This window comes from Paractinoplanes ovalisporus (genome assembly GCF_016834655.1).
In the GTDB taxonomy this organism is placed as follows: Bacteria; Actinomycetota; Actinomycetes; order Mycobacteriales; family Micromonosporaceae; genus Actinoplanes; species Actinoplanes ovalisporus.
In genome coordinates, this window is the sequence record NZ_JAENHP010000021.1 from 174,683 (window position 1) to 193,669 (window position 18,987).

Below are 18,987 nucleotides of genomic sequence, written 5' to 3' on the forward strand. Positions count from 1 at the left end.
TTTCCCGCATATGCTTTGCGCCGCAGGTGAGGGGGGTTATCGATGGAGATCGGCGCGCTGGGGCCGCTGGATGTACCGGCCGGTCCGGCCGGACCGCCGAAGCAGCGCGCCGTCCTCGCCCTGCTGCTCTGCCGGGCCAACACCGCCGTGCCGTTCCACGAGGTCGTCGAGGAGTTGTGGGAGCACGACCCGCCCGCCTCGGCCGCGGCCAACATCCGGCAGTACGTCAGCGGGATCAAACGCCTGCTGCCCGGTGTCACCCGTCGCGGCACCGGCTATCTGCTCACGATCGACCCCCGGAGCCTCGACGTCTGGTGGTTCCAGCAGGGCGCCGAGGCCGCCCGGTCCCTGATCGCCGACGGCGAGCTGGCGGCGGCGATCCCCGTGCTCGACAGCGCGCTCGGTCTGTGGCGCGGTCCGGCGGTGGCCGACGTCCCGGCCGGTCCGGTGCTGACCGGGTGGCGGCGGGCGCTGGCCGAGCAGCGGTACGTCACCTGCGAGGACAGGGCGGAGGCGTTCCTCGGGCTGCGCGCGTACGACCGAGCCGCCACCCAGGCGCACGACCTGCTGGCCCTCGAGCCGTTGCGGGAACGGGCGCATCTGCTGCTGGCCCGAGCCCGCTACGGCGCCGGTGACGTGGCGGGTGCGCTCGCCGTCCTCGACACCGCCCGCCGTCTGCTCGCCGACGAGCTCGGCCTCGACCCGGGTGACGACCTGGTCGCGCTGCGGCAGGCGATTCTGCACCGGGAGGCGGATCCGGCAACCCTTCCTCCCGTACGGCCTCAGCCCGCGACCGCCCAGCGCCGGGCCCCGCGGCAACTGCCCGGCGAGGTCTCGCCGTTCCGGGGCCGGGCGGCCCAGCTCGCCGAGCTCGACCGGCTGTTCCGCGGCACCGGCTCGAACCGGATGGTGGTCGTCACGCTGACCGGCACCGCGGGCGTGGGCAAGACGACGCTCGCGCTGCACTGGGCACACCGCGTCCGCGGCTGGTTCCCCGACGGCCAGCTCTACCTCAACCTGCGCGGCTTCGACCCCGGCGGCGAACCGGTCGACCCCGCCGAGGCGTTGCGCACCCTGCTCACCGCCCTGCACGTGCCCGCGGCCCGGATCCCGGCGACGCTCGACGACCGCTCGGCCCTGCTGCGCAGCACCCTGACCGGCACCCGCACGCTGCTCGTGCTCGACAACGCCCGCGACTCCGACCAGGTCCGCCCGCTGCTGCCCGGCTCACCCGAGTGCCTGGTGGTCGTGACCAGCCGGACGGCGCTGCTCGGACTCGTGACCGCAGGCGCCGAGCCCGTACGCCTGGAGCCCGTCGACCCCTCCGAGGCCGCCGATCTGCTGGCCGCCCGGGTCGGCGCGGAACGGGTCGCGGCCGAGCCCGGCGCCGTGGCCGAGATCGCCCGGCTCAGCGCCTACCTGCCGCTCACCCTGGCCATCGTCGCCGCGCAGGCCGCCCTGTCGGCCCGGCAGAGCCTGGCGTCGCTGGCGGCCTCGCTGGGTGGGCTGGCCGCCTCCGGTGGCGGGTCTTCCTCTCCGGGTGGGCTGGCCGCCTTCAGCGGTGGGCCTTCTTCCCCGGGTGGGCTGGCCGCGTTCAGTGGCGGCGAGGTCGACGTACGGTCGGTCTTCAGTTGGTCCTACCGCGCCCTCGGCCCGGACGCCGCCCGCATGTTCCGCCTGCTCGGCCTGCATCCCGGCGCCGACGTGTCGGTCGACGCGGCGGCCGCCCTGGCATCCTGCCCGCCCAAGGTCGCCGAGGACCTGCTCGACGAGTTGTGCGCCGCCGCATTGCTGCACCGTACGGGTTCCGGCCGTTTCGCCACGCACGACCTGTTGCGTGAGTACGCCGCCGAGCTCGCCGTCTCTGCCGCCGAGCCCTCCGCAGCCGATTCCGCTGCCCTTTCCGTCGCTGATGACGCGGGCGCGGCCGTGGCTCGTCTCTACCAGCATCTGCTGCACACCGCGTACGCGGCCGCGCTCGCCATCACCACCGGCCGCGCCCCGCTCGACCCACCGTTGGAAGCCCCGCCCGGCATCCCCGTCACCCACCTGCCCGGCCACGCCGCGGCATCGTCCTGGTTGGAGGCCGAAGAGGCCACCCTCCTCGTCGTCATCGACCGCGCCTTCGCCGCCGGCCACGACACCCTGGTGTGGCAGCTCGCCTGGACGCTGGCCGACCACCTCGACCGCCGCGGCCGCTGGGACGCGTGGTCCCGCTGCGCCGCCGCGGCCGCCGACGCCGCCCGACGCTCCCACGCCGGCCCAGCCGTGGAAGCCGACGCCTTGCGTTTCCTGGCCCGAGCCCGCACCCAGCTCGGTCATCCCGGCGCCGAGGAGGCCTACCAGCGCGCGATGGCGTTGTTCGCCGAGGTCGGCGACCTGGCGGGCGAGGCTCGCGCGTGCCTGAGCTACGGCCGCCTGCTGAGCGCGGCCGACCGCTGGGCGGAAGCCATGGTCACCGACCAGAGGGCCCTGCACCTGATGCGCGAGGCCGGCCACGACCGCGGCGTGGCGGCCGCCTTGAACTCCGTCGGCTGGAACCACGCCCAACTCGGCGACTACCGGTCGGCGATCGCCTTCTGCACCGAGGCCGCCGAGCTCTCCGAGGAGGTGGACCACCCGATGGGCTTGGCGGCGGCCCTCGACAGCCTGGGCTACGCCCACCACCACTTGGGCAACCACAACGAGGCGGTGGCGCTCTACACCCGAGCCCTGCAGACGTACGAACAATTGGGCGACCGCTACTACGAGGCCGAGGTCCGCACCCACTTGGGCGACACCCATGCGGCGGCCGGCCGCCCCGACGAGGCCCGCGCGGCGTGGCAGAGCGCGTGGAAGATTCTGACCGCCCTCGACCACCCCGACGCCGACGAGCTGACCGCGCGACTGACCCCACCGGCCGACGACGCCTGACACGCTCTACTCACGACAGACGAGCGTGGCGCCTGGTGACCAGGGCCCGGCGTGCACTACTGATCGGCGTCGCTGATGACGTCTCGGAGCATGTGCGCCACGCCGCGTAGAAACTCGGCCGCACCCGCGTCCGAGGGATCGTCGAGCACCCAATTGGCGTCCCACCCGACCAGGCGGGCCAGCGTCTCCGGCGGCCACGACGTGGCGAGCACGGACTCCAGCGCGCTCAGCGTCCGGCGGTGCAGCCGCGTGCTGTGGCGCGCGATCCCCCGGAGCTGCGAGCGAACCTCGTTCAGGCTCCCGCCGTCAGCGAGGTATCCGAGCAGAAACTCCCGAACCGTCTCCAGGGGCGGTTCGGCTTGCTGCTCAGCGAGGCGAGCGCGAATCGACTCCGGGAGTTCAGGCATCGCCATGCGCCTCACAGTAGTCCGAAGGGCACGTCACCGGCCGGGAAGGCGGTGACGACGAACGGCTGGGGTGGGTCCGAACCAGGCACCAGGTTGATCGAGACTCGGACCATGCTCGCGGCGGTGTACTGGGCCTCGCGGGGACCGGCGCCGAACATGCCGTTGTTGAAGAAGCCCTCACCGACCCGGTGGCCTGCGTTGAACGCGCCCGAGTGCGATCCCTGCAGAGCGAGGTTGGAGCGAATCTGTTCCCAGTTCTCCCGGACGTAGTTGTTGACCTCGCGGTTCATGGTGGTGTGATCGGTCCACCGCAGCGACCAGTTCGCGGCGTGATCCCACTCGGCATGGCCGTAGATACGTCCTTCCACCGTCTTGACCGACGGATCGCCGCGCAACGGGATGTCGGGCCCGTGCCGATCGAGCGTGTGGGCCCCCGGGCGTTCCTCCGAGGGGTCAGAGAATGCTTCGTCGTTCCGGGCGATGTTGAACGCGGGCGGCTCGTTTCCGAGCTGCTCGTACACCTCCATGACGCGGTTCAGTTCGGCGTCCTCCGGGCGGGTGGCGGGGGTCGCACCGCTCCGGTCGGCCGGCTCCGAACGCACCCGTCCGGCTTGCAGGAACTCGCCGGCCGTCTCCTGACCCTCCGCGACGTGCCGCACCGGACGCGGACGGGGCGAGGGGCGGGAATCGCCGTCGTCGCCGTGGGGCGGGCGGGGGCGGCCGGGCATGGGCCGAACGTATCAACGAGCGTCGAACCCCGTCAGTAGACCAGGACGTCGGTGACCGGGCGGCGTGGGGAGGCCGGGCCCGGGTGGCCGTAACCGATTCGCAGGGCCAGCTGAGGATGGCCGGCTCGGCCCAGGGCCCGGCGCAACTGGTCGCGTGCGGCCGGGACCTCGATCGGCTGGGAGATCATCGAGGCGGCCAGACCGGCGTCCGTGATGGTGAGCAGGACGTGTTGCAGGGCCTGGCCGGCCTGCAACTGGTCGGCGGGGCGGTCGCCCGCCGAGCCCAGGACGGCCACCAGCGGCTCCGGCTCGTAGTCGCGGCCGGGGGCCCGGCGGCGTTCGGCGAAAGCTCGCTGGGGCAACAGGTCCTGGGGCTCGGGGGCGGGGGCGCCGGCTGCGACCGGCACGCCGTCGGGGGCGTTGTCGGCGTGGGTCCAGCCGGCCATTTCGGACTGGTAGCGGGTGTCGCGGCGCAGCACCCGGTCGGCGCTGCGGGCGATCTCGGCGAAGCCGGCCAGCGGGACCATGCCCACGAGCAGGTCGAGCCACGCGTTCTCGGCGCGGGCGGCGTCGATGATCCGGCGGCGGGTGTCGGCCGGCACCGGGTCGGGCCAGAACGGGGCGCGGTGGCTGTGGCGGCGCGGGATCGCGTCGTACAGGGCCTGCTCGGGATAGGTCGGCGGGCGGGAGCGGGCCGGGGTCAGGCGGGCCATCAGGTCGGGGTCGGCCCGGTCGGGGCGCAGGGTGACCATCGCGGGGGTGCCGGCGGTCGCCAGGGCCAGGCGCGCGTTGTAGGTGGCGGCGCCCAAGGCGATCCGCATGGCCCAGCCCGTACGGTCGGCCACCGCCAGCCGGCGGGACGGGTCGGCCAGGATCTCGATGGCGCCGTCGCGCAGGCGGAACTGCCAAGGTTGCGTGTTGTGCAGGGAGGGCGCGCGCACGCCGGCCGAGGCCGCTCGCAGCAGAGCTCCCTCGTCATATCCGGTCATGGCGTGAGCCTCCCTAGCGAGAGATGACGTCGGCGGCGGCGCGCCGTGGGCGGGGCGGCAGGGGAGTGGCCGAGGCGGTGTAACCGAGGCGCACCACCACGTACGGCTCGCCCAGGTCGGCCAGCAGCCCGCGCACCAGCAGCCGCGGCCACTCCACCTCGACGGCGTCGCTCAGCGGGGCGGTGGCCAGGCCGTCGGCGGTCGCGGAGAGCAGCAGCGCCGAGAGCGCCTCGCCGCCGCGCAGCAGGTCGAGCTGGGCGTCGCCACGGCCGAAGACGATGACGTACGCGGCGCCCTGGTCGTGTTCGGCCCCGACGGTGAGCCCGGGGGTTTCGTCGGGCGCGAAATCCCGTACGGGAACCCTCCGCAGACCGGGTTCCACCGCGGTGTCGGCCGGTACGCCGTCCCCCGAGCCGGCCGGACGGTGGGTCCACTCGCGCAGTTCGTCGCGGTAGTCCTGGTCGCCCAGTTCGGCGTCGCCGGCCAGCTCGGCCGAGATCGCCAGCGCGGTGACCTGGTCGGACGGCACCACGTGCAGGTAGGCGCCGTTCGCCTCGACCAGCCGCCGCAGCCGGGTCAGCTCGGCCTCCTCGACCACGCGCGAACCGAAGGGCCGGCGGTCGGTGCGCCGCTCGGGGATCGCGTCGGCCAGGCGCTTGGCGGCGGGGGAGGGCTGTTCGGGGGCGCCCAGCCGGATCCGGGCCACGGGGGACAGGCCGGTCAGCCGCTCCACCGAGAAGGACCAGCCGGCCGCGGACAGCGCGGTCAGGGCGTGGTGCAGGGCGGCGCCGAGGCTCAGGACCAGCAGCCGGCCGTCGCGGTCGGTGGTCTCGAGCCGGCGGGACTCGTCGGCGTACAGCTCCATCGTGTCGCCGTCGATCCGCCAGCGCCACGGCTGGGTGTTGAAGACGGACGGGGCGTGCAACGCGGCCTGGGCGGCCTGCTCGAGCGGTGTCATAACCCCAGCGTGCCGCCGCGCGCCCCCGCCCGATCAGGGCCGAAAGTCCCGACTCAGGAGGAGATCGGCACCCGCCAGGTCAGGACCGTCCCGCCATCGGGGCCCGGCCCGGCGTCGAAGGAGCCGCCGAGGTCGTGGGCGCGTTCCGCCATGTTCACGAGCCCGCCCCGGGCCGCCTCCGGCGAGAAACCGACCCCGTCGTCCGAGACCTGCAGAATCACCTCACCCTCGGCGGCCTTGACCGACACCCGTACGGCGGAGGCCCGCGCATGCCGGGACACGTTCGACAACGCCTCCCTCAGCACGGCCAGCAGCTCGGGGACGATGTCGTCGGGGATCGCGCTGTCGACCGGGCCGATCGTGTCGAGGGTGGGCCGGATGCCGAGCGCCGCCGCCTCGACCGTCTCGCGCAGGGCGGCCCGCAGCGACGGCCCGACCGGCGCCCGCAGCTCGAAGATCGACCGCCGGATGTCGCGGATCGTCTCGTCCAGGTCGTCGACGGTCGCGTTGATGCGTTTGACCGTCTCGTCGCGCGACTTCTGCAGCGCCGCTCCCTGCAGCTGCATGCCGGTGGCGAACAGCCGCTGGATGACCACGTCGTGCAGGTCGCGGGCGATCCGTTCGCGGTCGGCCAGCACGGCCAGCAGTTCCCGTTCCTCCTGGGCGCGGGCCCGTTCCAGGGCCAGCGCGGCCTGCCCGGCGAACGTCGACAGCAGCACCGCGTCTTCGTCGGCGACCGGCTGGCCCGGGGCCTGGCTGACGATCAGCAGGCCGTGCGGGGAGTCGGCGCCGGTCAGCGGGGCCACCACGGCCGGGCCGGCGGGCACCGGGGCCGGCCAGTCGGCGGCCGCACGCAGGTCGTCGAGAACCTGGTAGCCGTCGAAGTCCACGGCGACCTGTTCGCCGGCCAGCCGCGTCGACACCGGGTCGTCGCTGTCGGCCACTTCGATGCGGTAGGCGGCGTCGTCGTACAGCAGCACCAGCACCAGCGACGCCCCGGACACCTCACGAGCCCGGCGCGCGATCAACTGCAACGCCTCCGTACGGCGTACGGTCCCCAGCAGCACCCCGGTGATCTCGGCGGTCGCCGCCAGCCACCGCTCGCGCCGCTGAGCCAGCGTGAACAGGCGCGCGTTGTCGATCGCCACACCGGCCGCCGCCGCCAGCGCCACCACGATCTCCTCGTCGTCGTCGCTGAACTCGGGCGCCCCCTGCTTCTCGGCCAGGTAGAGGTTGCCGAACACGTGGTCGCGGATGCGGACGGGAACGCCCAGGAAGCTGTGCATCGGGGGGTGGTGGGGCGGGAAGCCGTACGAGTGGGGGTGCTTGGTGATGTCGGGCAGCCGCACCGGATGCGGGTCGGTGATGAGCAGCCCGAGCACGCCGCGGCCGTGCGGGAGGTCACCGATCTCGGCGTGGGTGGCCGGGTCGATGCCGTGGGTGATGAAGTCGGACAGCTCGGTGCGGTCGGCGCCGATCACCCCGAGCGCGCCGTAGCGGGCCCCGGCCAGCGCGCAGGCCGACTCGACGATGCGCTGCAGGGTGCTGCGCAGGTCGAGGTCGGTGCCGATGCCGACCACCGCGTCGAGCAGCGCGCGCAGGCGTTCGCGGCTGGTCATGACCTCGCCGACCCGGTCGAGCATCTCCTGCAGGAGCTCGTCGAGGCGTACGCGGGAAAGGGGACTCAGGCCGAGTTCGGGCTTCATCTGCTCCGCCACGCCTCCAGATTACGGTGACAGGCCTTTAGACCCTTGGACCAGGCCTTCCGTACACGATAGGAAGGTCGAATGATCCGAGTCTTCCTCCTCGACGACCATGAGGTCGTCCGCCGTGGCCTCGTCGACCTGCTCCAGGCCGGTGGTGACATCGAGGTCGTCGGCGAGTCCGGTTCCGCTCAGGAGGCGGCCCGGCGCATCCCGGCCCTGCGTCCCGACGTGGCGATCCTCGACGCCCGCCTGCCCGACGGCAACGGCATCGACGTGTGCCGTGACGTACGGGCGGTCGACTCGTCGATCCGGGGGCTGATCCTGACCTCGTACGAGGATGACGAGGCCCTGTTCGCCGCGATCATGGCCGGCGCGTCGGGCTACGTGCTCAAGCAGATCCGCGGCACCGACCTGGTCGACGCGGTGAAGCGGGTCGCCCAGGGGCAGTCGCTGCTCGACCCGGCGGTGACCCAGCGGGTGCTCGAACGCATCCGCAACGGGGTCGAGCAGCCCCGCGAGCTGGCCGCGCTCACCGACCAGGAGCGCCGGATCCTCGAGTTCGTGGCCGAGGGCCTGACCAACCGCGAGATCGCGTCTCGCATGTTCCTGGCCGAGAAGACGGTCAAGAACTACGTCTCGAGCATGCTCGCGAAGCTGGGCCTCGAGCGGCGCACCCAGGCCGCCGTTCTGGCCACCCGTCTGCTCGGTGAGCATCCGCACGGGTAGGACGCACGCAGCAAGATCCAGTGCGGTCGCCCCGTGCGTGCCCGAATTTTCACATGGTGCATATAGATAGAGCCGGGTGGAACCGTCGCAGCTGCTGCTTTGACGGTCCTACTGGCTGGTCACCATGCCCGTGTCGATCGACCCTTGCCTATTGAATCAGGGGCCGTCGATCATGTTCGTGCCGGTCATCGCGTCGCACGGTGCGTACGCCGCTGATCCCGTGGACGCATGACTCTCGTATCCGAGGGCAGGTGTTTCCACGGATGGAGGCGACATGGCAACGCGCAAGCCCGCCACGCGCGCGTCGAGCACAAGCCGCCGCATGGTCCATACTGGATCAGTAAGCACGTGCCGATGCACGTGCAGATGCGCCGGCTCTCTTGCTCGGGGAGGACAACGATGCGGCTGAGACACCCCTCCGGCCGGATCGTGCACCTGTCCTGCGAGCTAGGCACACCCCCCGCAGAGATTCCGGTGAATCTACCGGTGATCGTCTCGCAACTCGACACCTACGGCGCGGTTCGCGCCCGGCTCGGCGCCGACGCCCTCGGCGTGAGCCTCTGGCTTCCCCCCTCGCTCGCCGCCGCCCTCGCCGTCGAGAGCCGCGCCCGCACCCGGCTTCGTGCCGAACTCGACGCTCGCGGGCTCGAGGTCGTCACGTTGAGCGGCGCGCCCTTCGACGAGGGCGGCGGCGGGACCCCCGCCTGGGACCAACCGGCCCGTCGCGAATACACGCTCGACCTGGCTCGCATTCTGCTCGACCTGCTGGACGAGGACGCCGTACGCGGCACGGTCGGCACCATCGGCATCGGCCCCCGTGAGGGCTGGGCCGAGGCCGAGGAGAAGGCCACCCTCGGCATCCTGCGCCGCCTCTCGCACGGGCTGGCCGATCTGGCCTGGCAGAACGGCCGGGCCGTAGGCGTCGGGTTCCAGCCCGCCCCCGGTCTCGTGCTCGACAGCCCCGAGCAGACCGTGGCCGCGCTCAGCCGCATCGACAAGGACCGGCTCGGCGTCTGCCTCGACCTCGGTCACGTGGCGCGCACCTGGCCCGACCCGGCCGCCGGCATCGAAACCGTCACCGACTCGGGGCTGGCGATCGTCGAGGTACGCCTGACCGCCGTGGCCGGGTCGACGACGGGCGCGTGGCGGGAGGGCCTGGGGCAGCTGTTCGGCCGCCAGGGCCCGCTCACCGAGAACCTGACCCTGGTGAGCCAAGCGTCCTCGGCCGAACAGATCGCGGGCGACGTCGCCTACCTCCTGGCCGAGCTGGCCGCCCTCGGCCTCGCGCCGGAAAATGAGCCCTGCCCCGCACGCTGAAATCCGTCTAGAGTCGGGTCGTGGCACCGCCGTGGCGGGCCGGGTCGTGGGAGGCGCAACCCCCAACCGGTCCTCTCCGCGGTCGTGCCACTGGGCGGCCCTTCCCTCGCCGCCCGCCCATGCTGTTCAGTTCCGAGGGAGAAATCATGGCGCGACCCATCACGCTCTTCACCGGCCAGTGGGCCGACCTGCCCTTCGAAGAGGTCTGCCGGCTCACCTCCGAGTGGGGCTACGACGGGCTCGAGATCGCCTGCTGGGGTGATCACTTCGAGGTCGACCGGGCGCTCACCGAGCCGGATTACGTCGACCGCAAGCGCGAGCAGCTCGCCAAGTACAACCTCAAGGTCTACGCGATCAGCAACCACCTGGTCGGGCAGGCCGTGTGCGACCTCATCGACGAGCGGCACAAAGACATCCTGCCCGCCGACATCTGGGGCGACGGCGAGCCCGAGGGCGTGCGGCAGCGGGCCGCGGAACGCATGAAGGACACCGCGCGGGCCGCCGCCAAGCTCGGCGTCAAGACCGTCATCGGCTTCACCGGATCGTCGATCTGGCACACCGTCGCGATGTTCCCGCCCACACCCGAGGCGATGATCGAGCGCGGCTACCAGGACTTCGCCGACCGCTGGAACCCCATCCTCGACGTGTTCGACGAGGTCGGCGTGCGCTTCGCCCACGAGGTGCACCCCAGCGAGATCGCGTACGACTACTGGACCACCCGCCGCACGCTGGAGGCCATCGGCAACCGGCCGGCGTTCGGGCTCAACTGGGATCCGTCGCACTTCGTGTGGCAGGACCTCGACCCGGTCAACTTCATCCTGGAGTTCAAGGACCGGATCTACCACGTCGACTGCAAGGACGCGAAGGTCCGTACGGGCGACGGCCGCCGCGGCCGGCTCAGCTCGCACCTGCCGTGGGCCGACCTGCGCCGCGGCTGGGACTTCGTCTCGACCGGCCACGGCGACGTGCCGTGGGAAGACTGCTTCCGCGCGCTCAACGCGATCGGCTACGACGGCCCGCTCTCGATCGAGTGGGAGGACGCCGGCATGGACCGCCTGGTCGGCGCGCCCGAGGCCCTGCAGTTCGTCCGCCGCCTGGCGTTCGACGCACCCACCGCCGCCTTCGACGCGGCCTTCTCCTCGTCGTCGTAAAAGGCTGGGGCCGCCCTCGACATTGAGGGCGGCCCCAGAGCCTTTGATGCAGGGACTATCAGTACGTCGTCCCGGTCGCCGGCTTGCTGCTCGACGACGCGAGCGGCTCGGTCGGCGAGTCGTCGGCCGTGACGTGCAGCTTCTCGCCGAGCTTGGACGACTGGAGCTTGTCCTTGCTCTCGCTGTAGAGCTTGTTGGCCTGGGCCTGGGCGACACCGGCGGCCTCCTGGACCGACGGGTGCTCCCACACCTTCTTGGCGTTGGCCCGGATCTCCTCGTACTTCTCCCGGCCGGCACGGCTGCCCAGGACGAAGCCCGCCGCGAGACCGGTGATGAACATCAGCTTTCCGCGCATGATGGCGGCTCCTTCCGTTCGATGACGCGCGTGCGTCGCTGGACCGTGCATACCCATGCTGCCGGTTTCGTACTCATGCCGTGGCGTTTCCACCCCACCGTGGCGAGCCGGGGAACCCCTTCGCGCCCCGGCCGCACTGTCATGTACTCTGTTCTCCGGCACCGAGAAAGCCAAGCGGTGCAGCACGATCCCCTGTAGCTCAATTGGCAGAGCAGCCGGCTGTTAACCGGCAGGTTATTGGTTCGAGTCCAATCGGGGGAGCCTCTGACCAGGCATTCCTGGTCCATGGCGGGGTAAGAGAGGGTCGCTGGCCCCGCTTAACCCCCATTTTATGCATGTTGCGCAGCCTCGTTCATAAGTGCTCGTTGAGCTGCGGCGATGCCACTTTCGTAACGTCGTGTGATCTGCGTCTCTCACGGCTCACTCGAACCTGGGCATGCGGGCGCTGGGTGGATGCGGTCTCAACGTCGGTGACCGTCGGCAGGCTTGTCATGTGGAGGTCTCTCTTCGTCCACCAAGCTCGCGGGGGCGATAGGGAAACCAGAATTCGGCCCGACCGCGAAGCGCTCTACGCGAGGATCATGGCGGGTCCCCAAGCTGGCAACTGAGGATTGGCTGGTGCATCGGCAGCTCCGCCACTAGGGCGATGTTCGGGCCGGCTGTCCGTCGACGAGACTCCCCCTCGCACACCCGTGGTAGTCAGTAGGTCTCGGAAGGTCGGCCGAGACCCTCGACCAGCAGCATCCGGCGTTTCTGAGCCGTCGCCCGAAGGATGAGAAGGCCCTGTGAATATCTCTTCATCCTATATCGACAAACTAGTCAGGGACCGATTTCGCCGCCCGTGCCCGCGGCTCGCAGCGTGTGTCGTTTCGGCGCTAAAATGAGGCACTGAAGCAGGACGCCTCGGGATGGAAGAGTGAACAAAATCGGGGATCTTGATCTCTATTCCTGCAGGTAAATTAGTCTGCTCCCCGCGCACGCGGGGATGATCCCGACTACATGGACGCGGCGGTCGGTTCGGGCGGCTGCTCCCCGCGCACGCGGGGATGATCCGGAGGGCTTGTGGTTGCCACCGGCGGCAAAGTCCTGCTCCCCGCGCACGCGGGGATGATCCCGCCTATGCCCGTCTGCTGGCGCTTCCGACCCTCTGCTCCCCGCGCACGCGGGGATGATCCCTTCGTCTCCGCTATGTCGGAGGTGACCATGCGCTGCTCCCCGCGCACGCGGGGATGATCCGGCGGTCACGGATCGCTGGGAGAAGCCTTCGGACTGCTCCCCGCGCACGCGGGGATGATCCATGGCCGAGTCCTACCTGGGCGACGCGGTCACCCTGCTCCCCGCGCACGCGGGGATGATCCCTCGTCCCAGTCACCGCCACCCGTGGCGGGCGGCTGCTCCCCGCGCACGCGGGGATGATCCGGAGCGTCGTCAGGCAGGACACGCGGGAAAAACCCTGCTCCCCGCGCACGCGGGGATGATCCGTAGCCCAGGGCCAGGCCGACGGCGAGGGTGGTCTGCTCCCCGCGCACGCGGGGATGATCCGCCGAACGGATCGTCTCCCTGATCACCGCAGGTCTGCCCCCCGCGCACGCGGGGATGATCCCGACAACACCAACCCGAAGGTGCCGTTCGACGGCTGCTCCCCGCGCACGCGGGGATGATCCCTCGCGGTGACGATGAAGCAGGCGGGTGCGGACCTGCTCCCCGTGCACGCGGGGATGATCCCAACACGGGAACCCCGGACAAGGACGCCGCGGTCTGCTCCCCGCGCACGCGGGGATGATCCCAGCCTGATCTTCTTCAACGTGCTCATCGTGACCTGCTCCCCGCGCACGCGGGGATGATCCGTTGGCGGATGCGCAGAAGGCGGTCACGGAGGCCTGCTCCCCGCGCACGCGGGGATGATCCGGCCCAGCCTGCCCACCGCAGAGGTGGACGGCGCTGCTCCCCGCGCACGCGGGGATGATCCCTTCACGGTCAACCTCACCCAGTCGGCCATTCCCTGCTCCCCGCGCACGCGGGGATGATCCATGGGAATACATGGAGCACGACACCACGTGGGGCTGCTCCCCGCGCACGCGGGAATGATCCGCTGGCCGGGGTCATCATCTGCACGTCGGGCACCTGCTCCCCGCGCACGCGGGGATGATCCCTCGGGCGGGACATCCGGGACCGCCTGATCCTCTTGCGCCCCGCGCACGCGGGGATGATCCGCTCACCGCCTCGAGCGTCATCGGCCCGGGCGTCTGCTCCCCGCGCACGCGGGGATGACCCTCCGTATCCACCGGACTCGCTCTGGGTCGGACACTGCTCCCCGCGCACGCGGGGATGGTCCCGGACAGCAGACCCTCCCGGCCCGTGAGCGGTGCTGCTCCCCGCGCACGCGGGGATGATCCGGTGATCCAGACGGCGACGCAGAACATCCCGGACTGCTCCCCGCGCACGCGGGGAAGATCCCTGACTGACCGGACACTGACGGTCGCCCTGCCCCTGATGCCCGCGCAAGCGGGGATCTCGCCTGGCGCATCACCGCCCTCGCCGTCCGCGGCTGCTCCCCGCACACGCCGGGGATGATCCCTCGCCGTTCGAGAGGCGGGCCTAGATGGATTCTTGCTCCCCGCGCACGCGGGGATGATCCGGTCACCAAGGCCGCGGGGTTCCGCGAGGGATGCTGCTCCCTGCCCACGCGGGGATGATCCCGGGCGGGCGCCGTTAGTAGCCGGCCCCGGTGGCCTGCTCCTCGTGCTCGCAGGGATGATCCCTGCTGGGAAACCACCTGCTGCCCGGCGATTGTCTGTTCCCCGTGCACGCGGGGATGATCCGCAGGAACGGCGTCTGCTGGCCCTGCTCCCCGCGCATGCAGGGATGATCCCCCGTACGCCTCGGTCAACACCGGCCCGCTCAAACGCTACCCGTGCACGCGGGTATGTCCGTACAACCCGTTCGGCAACGGCGTCGGTGATGCTGTCGGTGACAGACGCCTGCTTCCCGCGCGTATGCGGGATGAACCCCAGAAGGCCCGACCACGACGGAGCTGGACGCCTGCTCACCGCGCATGCGGCGATCTCTCGGCAGCGAGCCTTCGCAGGCACCTCGGCAGACTCCGTACGACCTTGCACCGAGGGCCCTACTGACGGCCGTACCGCTTTGGACTGGCAATACTTTCGTTCGCCAGGATAGACGGTGCCCGTCGTCCAATTCGGAGCCCTAGGGAGCGTAAGAGCGAAGGTCTCGTGCGTCGGCTATTCCCGTCGGCATCTTGCGGTTCCCCTTTAATATCGGTGCTGCGGGGCTCCGTCGGAGAGAATTTGCATTCTCTCGCGTTGCGCAATGAATTCTTCGACTACTGAGCGGCGGTAACGAACATATTTTCCTACTCGGAAGCCAGGCGGGCCCTCGCGGTTGCTACGCCAAGTTCGGACAGTTCCGACTGGTACCTTCAGCATCGTTGCGACCTCTTCGACCGTCAGCAACTCATCCTCGGCCTTGTTTGGCTGCATGTCTGGGTCACAATCCTAGGAGGGTGGGTGCGGTTTTCAAGGACTCCTGCAACGGGGCGCCGCGCCAACCATGACAAGAATAGCAGCTGTCGGTAAGTGGTCTCTGCCGGTCCAACGTGGTCCACTGTGTTCCTCTCTGCGTAAGTGCCGAGCACCGAGCCTTATAGGAGGCCGAACGTTAATTGCATCAAAGACCAGCAGAGACCGTCAAAGACCACTAGTACGAGCTAGCCTTCAGCGCGAAGGTCGTTGTCGTTCAGTGGGAATCGGTGCTACTCGCTGGTCGGTGTCATTTCAACGCCTCGGGATCGATCCGGCAGCGGGCATTGATTAGCGGTGCTGACCGACTGTCCCTACCTCAGCTGACTTATCGTGGGGAACGGTTGAATCCGCAAATCGAAATGCGAGCGGCCGCCTTGGCGTGGCATGACGCCGGATGTGGCGTCATACCAATTCGTGCCGACGGCAGTAAAGCGCCCCTCGTTTCATGGCGTACCTATCAACGAGAAAGAGCGAGCCGTGACCAGGTCGAGCGCTGGTTCAGAGGTGATCCGCCCGGCCTGGCCGTCGTGTCTGGCGCCGTTTCCGGTGGTCTGGAGATGCTTGAGCTCGAAGGCCGAGCTTTGCCGGAGGGCTTTGCGAGACGTCTGGTAGGTCTGCTGGCGTCCGCTGGCCTTGAGGATCTATGGCGCCGGATCGCCGTTGACGGCTACTCGGAACGCACGCCGTCCGGCGGCATACATCTGATCTACAGGCTGAGTGACGTGCCGGTGGGTAGAAATCTCAAACTCGCTCGCCGTCCGGCTACAGAGGATGAACTGGTTGCCGAACCCCACGACAAGATCAAAGTTCTGGCCGAGACCAGGGGTGAGGGCGGCTACACGATTGTGGCGCCGTCGCATGGAGCCGTACATGAGAGTGGCCGGCCCTGGCTGGCGATATCTGGTTCGGTCCCGACGCGAATACCCACGATCACGTCGGCTGATCGTGCGGCGATCTTTGCCGTTGTCCGTTCTCTGGACGAGATGCCGACGGCACGCCAGCTAACGCCGCCGCGATCCATCTTGACGCCGGAAGTCACTCCAGGGAATGACTTCGAGAGCCGAGCGGACTGGACAGACATACTTCAGCCCGCCGGATGGGTGCTGGTGCACCAAACAGGCCAGACTCGGTACTGGCGGCGCCCGGGAAAGAGTGTGGGCGTGTCCGCAACGACAGGTAGGGCGGCGGATCGGGATCGATTGTTCGTGTTCACGACGAGCACGGTGTTTCCGCCGGACACGCCAGTTACGAAGTTCCATGCCTACGCGTTGTTGCACCACGATGGCGATCACGTCCACGCGGCGCGAGCCCTGCGTATCGCGGGATTCGGTGACCAGTCGGCCAGAAGCGCCCAGGTCGTGGCCGGCGTCGAGGATCTGACCACGGGGCTCATCGGAGATTCCGCGGAACCGGAACCTACTGGCGACAAGCGACCAGAGCACGCAGAAGTCCTGTCTGAGGATCTCCCGACCGTAGCGGCGTGGGGACCGACCGAAGACGGACTGGCACGAGCGTTGGTTGCTCACCATGGCCACGAGTTGCGCTATTGCCCGCAGCGATCCAAGTGGTTGGTTTGGGATGGCTGCCGCTGGGCGTGGGACGAAGCTGAACGTCATCGTGAACTCGTTCGGGCTCTTGCCCGTGACCTGCCGCAGACTGGACGATGGCGACGGTTCAGAGCTTCAGCGCTCTCGGCCGGGGGTGTCTCGGGCGTGGTGCGTCTGGCGCGTTCCGACCCGGCTGTGATCGTGCCGGTGTCAGCCCTGGATTCCCAGCCGTATCAACTGAACACCCCACGTGGGGTCATCGATCTACGGACGGGCACCATTAGCCCCTCGGATCCGATGCTGTTGCACACGCGGTGCACTGCAGCGACACCGGACTTCGACCGCCGATCCGACGTCTTCGAACGGTTTCTGGCCGACACCTTTGGCGAAGACCAGGACCTGTCCGGCTACGTCCAACGGCTGCTTGGTGTCTCGGCGATCGGCGTAGTGCTCGAGCAGCTGCTGCCATTCGCTGTCGGCCCGGGCGCAAACGGCAAGAGCACCCTCCTTGAGGCTGCGATGCACGCTCTTGGTCGCGACGACGGAGGATACGCGATTGCCGCCCCCTCAGAGATGCTCATGGTGCGCCAGCATGCCGAACACCCCGCAGAATTGGCGCAACTCGCCGGCGCCCGGCTGGTCGTGTGCGCCGAATTGGACGAGGGCCAGAGGTTCGCGGAAGCCAGAGTCAAGCAACTCACGGGACGTGACTCGATCAACGCTCGCTTCATGCGCGGCAACCCCTTCACCTATCTACCCAGCCACACGCTGTGGCTACTTGGAAACCACCTTCCCGCCGCACGGGCTGGTGGACCGGCATTCTGGCGTCGGATCAGGGTTCTCCCGTTCACGCGCGTGGTCCCGGACAACCGGCAGGACCGTCGCTTGGGTGAACAGCTCGCGACCGACGCACCTGCGGTGCTGGCTTGGATCGTGGCCGGCGCTGCCGCGTATCAGCGGTCAGGCCTTCGCGAGCCTGCCTCGGTGGCGTCCGCGACGGAGGCGTACGCACGCGACGCCGACACGGTCGGCCGATTTGTCGAAGACGCTTGCCGAGTTGTCGGGATCGACACTGCGCGGGTCGGAACGACCGTGCTACGCGACACGTACGAGCAATGGTGTGACCAGGCAGGCGAGCGGCCCGTCTCTGCGAAGCGTCTAACCCAGGATCTTCGACGGTTCGGTATAGGTGAAGCGCGCGGCAGCAAGGGGCGCCGCTTCTACACCGGCGTGGTGCTCAGGGGTGTCGACGAAGAGCCGGTCGTCCTTGTCGATCGCGCTCATGCGCAGGGTGACGGGTGACGGATGTGACGGGACTTCCCGTTTGCAGACCATACGCGCATGCGCAGGTACGTCGTGCGCGCACGAAGCAACCGAACCAGAGACGGGCACCGCATTCGTCACCTGTCACCCGTATCGATCAGCGGCTTTGGTCTGAGTTTGAAACCCATGTCGGGAGAGTCGGCACGACTTGTGGACCCTCGCCGTAGCGCCGGACCCTCACGCTCTCCGTGCGGACGGGATGACTTGGCCGAGGTGCGCGCACGTGGATCTGCCGAGAGGCGCGAGAGCTTGGCAGTCCGGTGCTTGACGACCGGCATGCAGCCGGTCGGCGGCCACCTCCTAGAAGCCGACCTCACTCACTTGCTTGACCATCGGGAAAGCGGCGAGTTACAGTAACTTATAGTAAGTTACTGTAACTTTAGGAGTGCGGATGAAGGTAGGGGGGCGGGATTTCGACCTCACGAAGCAGGAGGTGGAGACCCGCATGATGGGTGAGGATCCGGAGCTGATTCAGAAGCACATGGTCAAGGTCAATGGGCAGATGTTCCCGCCCAAGCAGATCCTCGGGCATGTCACTGGGTGGGAGCGCACTTCATTTACAACCATGGAGGCGCAACGCGTGCTTACCCGGATTGGGTTCGTGTGTACGGAGGCGCGTGCAGGGCGGATCGCGCAAGCGGGCCAGTTCATCATGGACACCTTTCGTGACTCAGTTCAAGAGACGATGAGCGACCACGGTGACGCGCATTTCGCGCGTGGGTTCAGTGCGGCCGCCGACATCACGCTGCGGCAAATACAGAAGAGGCTCAATGACTTGAGGGGGCAAATGAAGGGCGCGGGCCTCAGCCAGGCTGAGCAGACTTTCTATGCCCATCTTGATGAGCTCGAGTCCGAGATCGTAGCCGACTGCGACCGCTACTGGCGAGGTAGTGGCGTGGACTGGCGTCCACTCATGCCCACGGCCAAGGCTGCAGTCCGGCGCCCCGACGAGACGAGGTCATAATACGAGGTGCCGCCCGCTTGGAGCGATCGAACGTGGAGTCCCGCGCCAGCAAACGCGGTAACCTGTCGACCCAGCTGACCTATCGCACGCTCGTCGATTCACTGCGGAAACGATCACCGATGACGAGCACGACGAAGTGATTGTCGAGTTCACGCACGGGCTGGTGGGTGCCGCTCAGGTGAGATGGGCGGCCCGAGCATCCACCAAGTGCGGCCGACTGATAGGTGCGGAAGCCCTAGCCTCGGGCGTTCAGTAAGGGCTGCTGCTGGCGGCGTCCGGGAACGCGAAAGTGCCTTCTGATCTGGGATGATCTGACTTGTCTAGGATCAGAATCGTCCGTCACGGAAGGCACTCTCAAGGT

13 protein-coding genes, 1 tRNA gene and 1 CRISPR repeat array are annotated in these 18,987 nt (G+C 69.1%); of the genes, 7 read left to right on the forward strand and 7 right to left on the reverse strand.

Translation table 11 applies throughout. The annotated features are described in order from the left end of the window. Positions 1 to 42: 42 nt before the first annotated feature. Complete coding sequence (locus JIG36_RS40570; protein WP_203381829.1) at positions 43 to 2,913, forward strand: AfsR/SARP family transcriptional regulator; 2,871 nt, start codon at positions 43 to 45, stop codon at positions 2,911 to 2,913. Between the two features lie 56 nt (positions 2,914 to 2,969). Here the strand turns inward: JIG36_RS40570 and JIG36_RS40575 are convergent, their stop codons facing one another. Genes JIG36_RS40575 through JIG36_RS40595 form a run of 5 tightly spaced genes read right to left on the reverse strand, consistent with a single transcriptional unit; the run spans position 2,970 to position 7,701 of the window. Next, positions 2,970 to 3,326, reverse strand: coding sequence for a hypothetical protein (locus JIG36_RS40575; protein WP_236049171.1), 357 nt, complete (start codon positions 3,324 to 3,326; stop codon positions 2,970 to 2,972). Between the two features lie 5 nt (positions 3,327 to 3,331). Next, positions 3,332 to 4,048, reverse strand: a complete 717-nt coding sequence (locus JIG36_RS40580) for a hypothetical protein (RefSeq protein ID WP_203381831.1) — start codon at positions 4,046 to 4,048, stop codon at positions 3,332 to 3,334. A gap of 32 nt (positions 4,049 to 4,080) precedes the next feature. Continuing rightward, positions 4,081 to 5,037: an Acg family FMN-binding oxidoreductase gene (locus JIG36_RS40585; protein WP_203381833.1), complete on the reverse strand. Its 957-nt coding sequence runs from the start codon at positions 5,035 to 5,037 to the stop codon at positions 4,081 to 4,083. Between the two features lie 13 nt (positions 5,038 to 5,050). Next, positions 5,051 to 5,995, reverse strand: coding sequence for an Acg family FMN-binding oxidoreductase (locus JIG36_RS40590; protein WP_203381835.1), 945 nt, complete (start codon positions 5,993 to 5,995; stop codon positions 5,051 to 5,053). 53 nt (positions 5,996 to 6,048) lie between these two features. Further along, positions 6,049 to 7,701, reverse strand: a complete 1,653-nt coding sequence (locus JIG36_RS40595) for a GAF domain-containing sensor histidine kinase (RefSeq protein WP_236049211.1) — start codon at positions 7,699 to 7,701, stop codon at positions 6,049 to 6,051. A gap of 81 nt (positions 7,702 to 7,782) precedes the next feature. Here JIG36_RS40595 and JIG36_RS40600 point away from each other — a divergent pair, with 81 nt between their 5' ends. The 3 genes from JIG36_RS40600 (at position 7,783) to JIG36_RS40610 (ending at position 10,895) form a co-directional block, all read left to right on the forward strand. Then, entirely contained in the window at positions 7,783 to 8,427 is a 645-nt protein-coding gene (locus JIG36_RS40600; protein WP_203381837.1) for a response regulator, read from the forward strand. A gap of 474 nt (positions 8,428 to 8,901) precedes the next feature. Next, positions 8,902 to 9,744, forward strand: a complete 843-nt coding sequence (locus tag JIG36_RS40605; protein WP_307873107.1) for a sugar phosphate isomerase/epimerase family protein — start codon at positions 8,902 to 8,904, stop codon at positions 9,742 to 9,744. A gap of 146 nt (positions 9,745 to 9,890) precedes the next feature. Then, complete coding sequence (locus JIG36_RS40610) at positions 9,891 to 10,895, forward strand: sugar phosphate isomerase/epimerase family protein (protein ID WP_203381840.1); 1,005 nt, start codon at positions 9,891 to 9,893, stop codon at positions 10,893 to 10,895. A 58-nt stretch (positions 10,896 to 10,953) separates the two neighbouring features. Here the strand turns inward: JIG36_RS40610 and JIG36_RS40615 are convergent, their stop codons facing one another. Then, positions 10,954 to 11,250 carry a hypothetical protein gene (locus JIG36_RS40615; RefSeq protein WP_203381842.1) on the reverse strand — a complete coding sequence of 99 codons (297 nt, stop codon included), beginning with the start codon at positions 11,248 to 11,250 and terminating at the stop codon, positions 10,954 to 10,956. Positions 11,251 to 11,438: 188 nt separating this feature from the next. On the opposite strand from JIG36_RS40615, the gene JIG36_RS40620 reads away from it, so the two are divergent. Then, positions 11,439 to 11,511 (forward strand) — tRNA-Asn (locus tag JIG36_RS40620). Positions 11,512 to 12,214: 703 nt separating this feature from the next. Continuing rightward, positions 12,215 to 13,708: a CRISPR direct-repeat array (repeat unit 28 nt; unit sequence CTGCTCCCCGCGCACGCGGGGATGATCC). Positions 13,709 to 14,522: 814 nt separating this feature from the next. Here JIG36_RS40620 and JIG36_RS54440 read toward each other — a convergent pair. Further along, positions 14,523 to 14,750, reverse strand: a complete 228-nt coding sequence (locus JIG36_RS54440; RefSeq protein WP_203381844.1) for a helix-turn-helix domain-containing protein — start codon at positions 14,748 to 14,750, stop codon at positions 14,523 to 14,525. Positions 14,751 to 15,151: 401 nt separating this feature from the next. Between JIG36_RS54440 and JIG36_RS40630 the strand changes: the two genes are divergently transcribed. Next, positions 15,152 to 17,641 (forward strand): phage/plasmid primase, P4 family, encoded by a 2,490-nt coding sequence (locus tag JIG36_RS40630; protein ID WP_236049212.1) that lies wholly within the window; start codon positions 15,152 to 15,154, stop codon positions 17,639 to 17,641. 412 nt (positions 17,642 to 18,053) lie between these two features. Further along, a complete protein-coding gene (locus JIG36_RS40635; RefSeq protein WP_203381848.1) occupies positions 18,054 to 18,626 on the forward strand; it encodes a hypothetical protein in 573 nt (190 codons plus the stop codon). Positions 18,627 to 18,987: the final 361 nt, after the last annotated feature.

What these genes read in the sequence shown, in the direction of transcription:
- JIG36_RS40590 (WP_203381835.1), bottom strand. Translation starts at nt 5,995, where the DNA reads ATGACACCGCTCGAGCAGGCCGCCCAGGCCGCGTTGCACGCCCCGTCC.
- JIG36_RS40635 (WP_203381848.1), top strand. Translation starts at nt 18,054, where the DNA reads ATGAAGGTAGGGGGGCGGGATTTCGACCTCACGAAGCAGGAGGTGGAG.
- JIG36_RS40615 (WP_203381842.1), bottom strand. Translation starts at nt 11,250, where the DNA reads ATGCGCGGAAAGCTGATGTTCATCACCGGTCTCGCGGCGGGCTTCGTC.
- JIG36_RS40630 (WP_236049212.1), top strand. Translation starts at nt 15,152, where the DNA reads ATGCGAGCGGCCGCCTTGGCGTGGCATGACGCCGGATGTGGCGTCATA.
- JIG36_RS40570 (WP_203381829.1), top strand. Translation starts at nt 43, where the DNA reads ATGGAGATCGGCGCGCTGGGGCCGCTGGATGTACCGGCCGGTCCGGCC.
- JIG36_RS40600 (WP_203381837.1), top strand. Translation starts at nt 7,783, where the DNA reads ATGATCCGAGTCTTCCTCCTCGACGACCATGAGGTCGTCCGCCGTGGC.
- JIG36_RS40610 (WP_203381840.1), top strand. Translation starts at nt 9,891, where the DNA reads ATGGCGCGACCCATCACGCTCTTCACCGGCCAGTGGGCCGACCTGCCC.
- JIG36_RS40595 (WP_236049211.1), bottom strand. Translation starts at nt 7,701, where the DNA reads ATGAAGCCCGAACTCGGCCTGAGTCCCCTTTCCCGCGTACGCCTCGAC.
- JIG36_RS40580 (WP_203381831.1), bottom strand. Translation starts at nt 4,048, where the DNA reads ATGCCCGGCCGCCCCCGCCCGCCCCACGGCGACGACGGCGATTCCCGC.
- JIG36_RS40575 (WP_236049171.1), bottom strand. Translation starts at nt 3,326, where the DNA reads ATGGCGATGCCTGAACTCCCGGAGTCGATTCGCGCTCGCCTCGCTGAG.
- JIG36_RS40585 (WP_203381833.1), bottom strand. Translation starts at nt 5,037, where the DNA reads ATGACCGGATATGACGAGGGAGCTCTGCTGCGAGCGGCCTCGGCCGGC.
- JIG36_RS54440 (WP_203381844.1), bottom strand. Translation starts at nt 14,750, where the DNA reads ATGCAGCCAAACAAGGCCGAGGATGAGTTGCTGACGGTCGAAGAGGTC.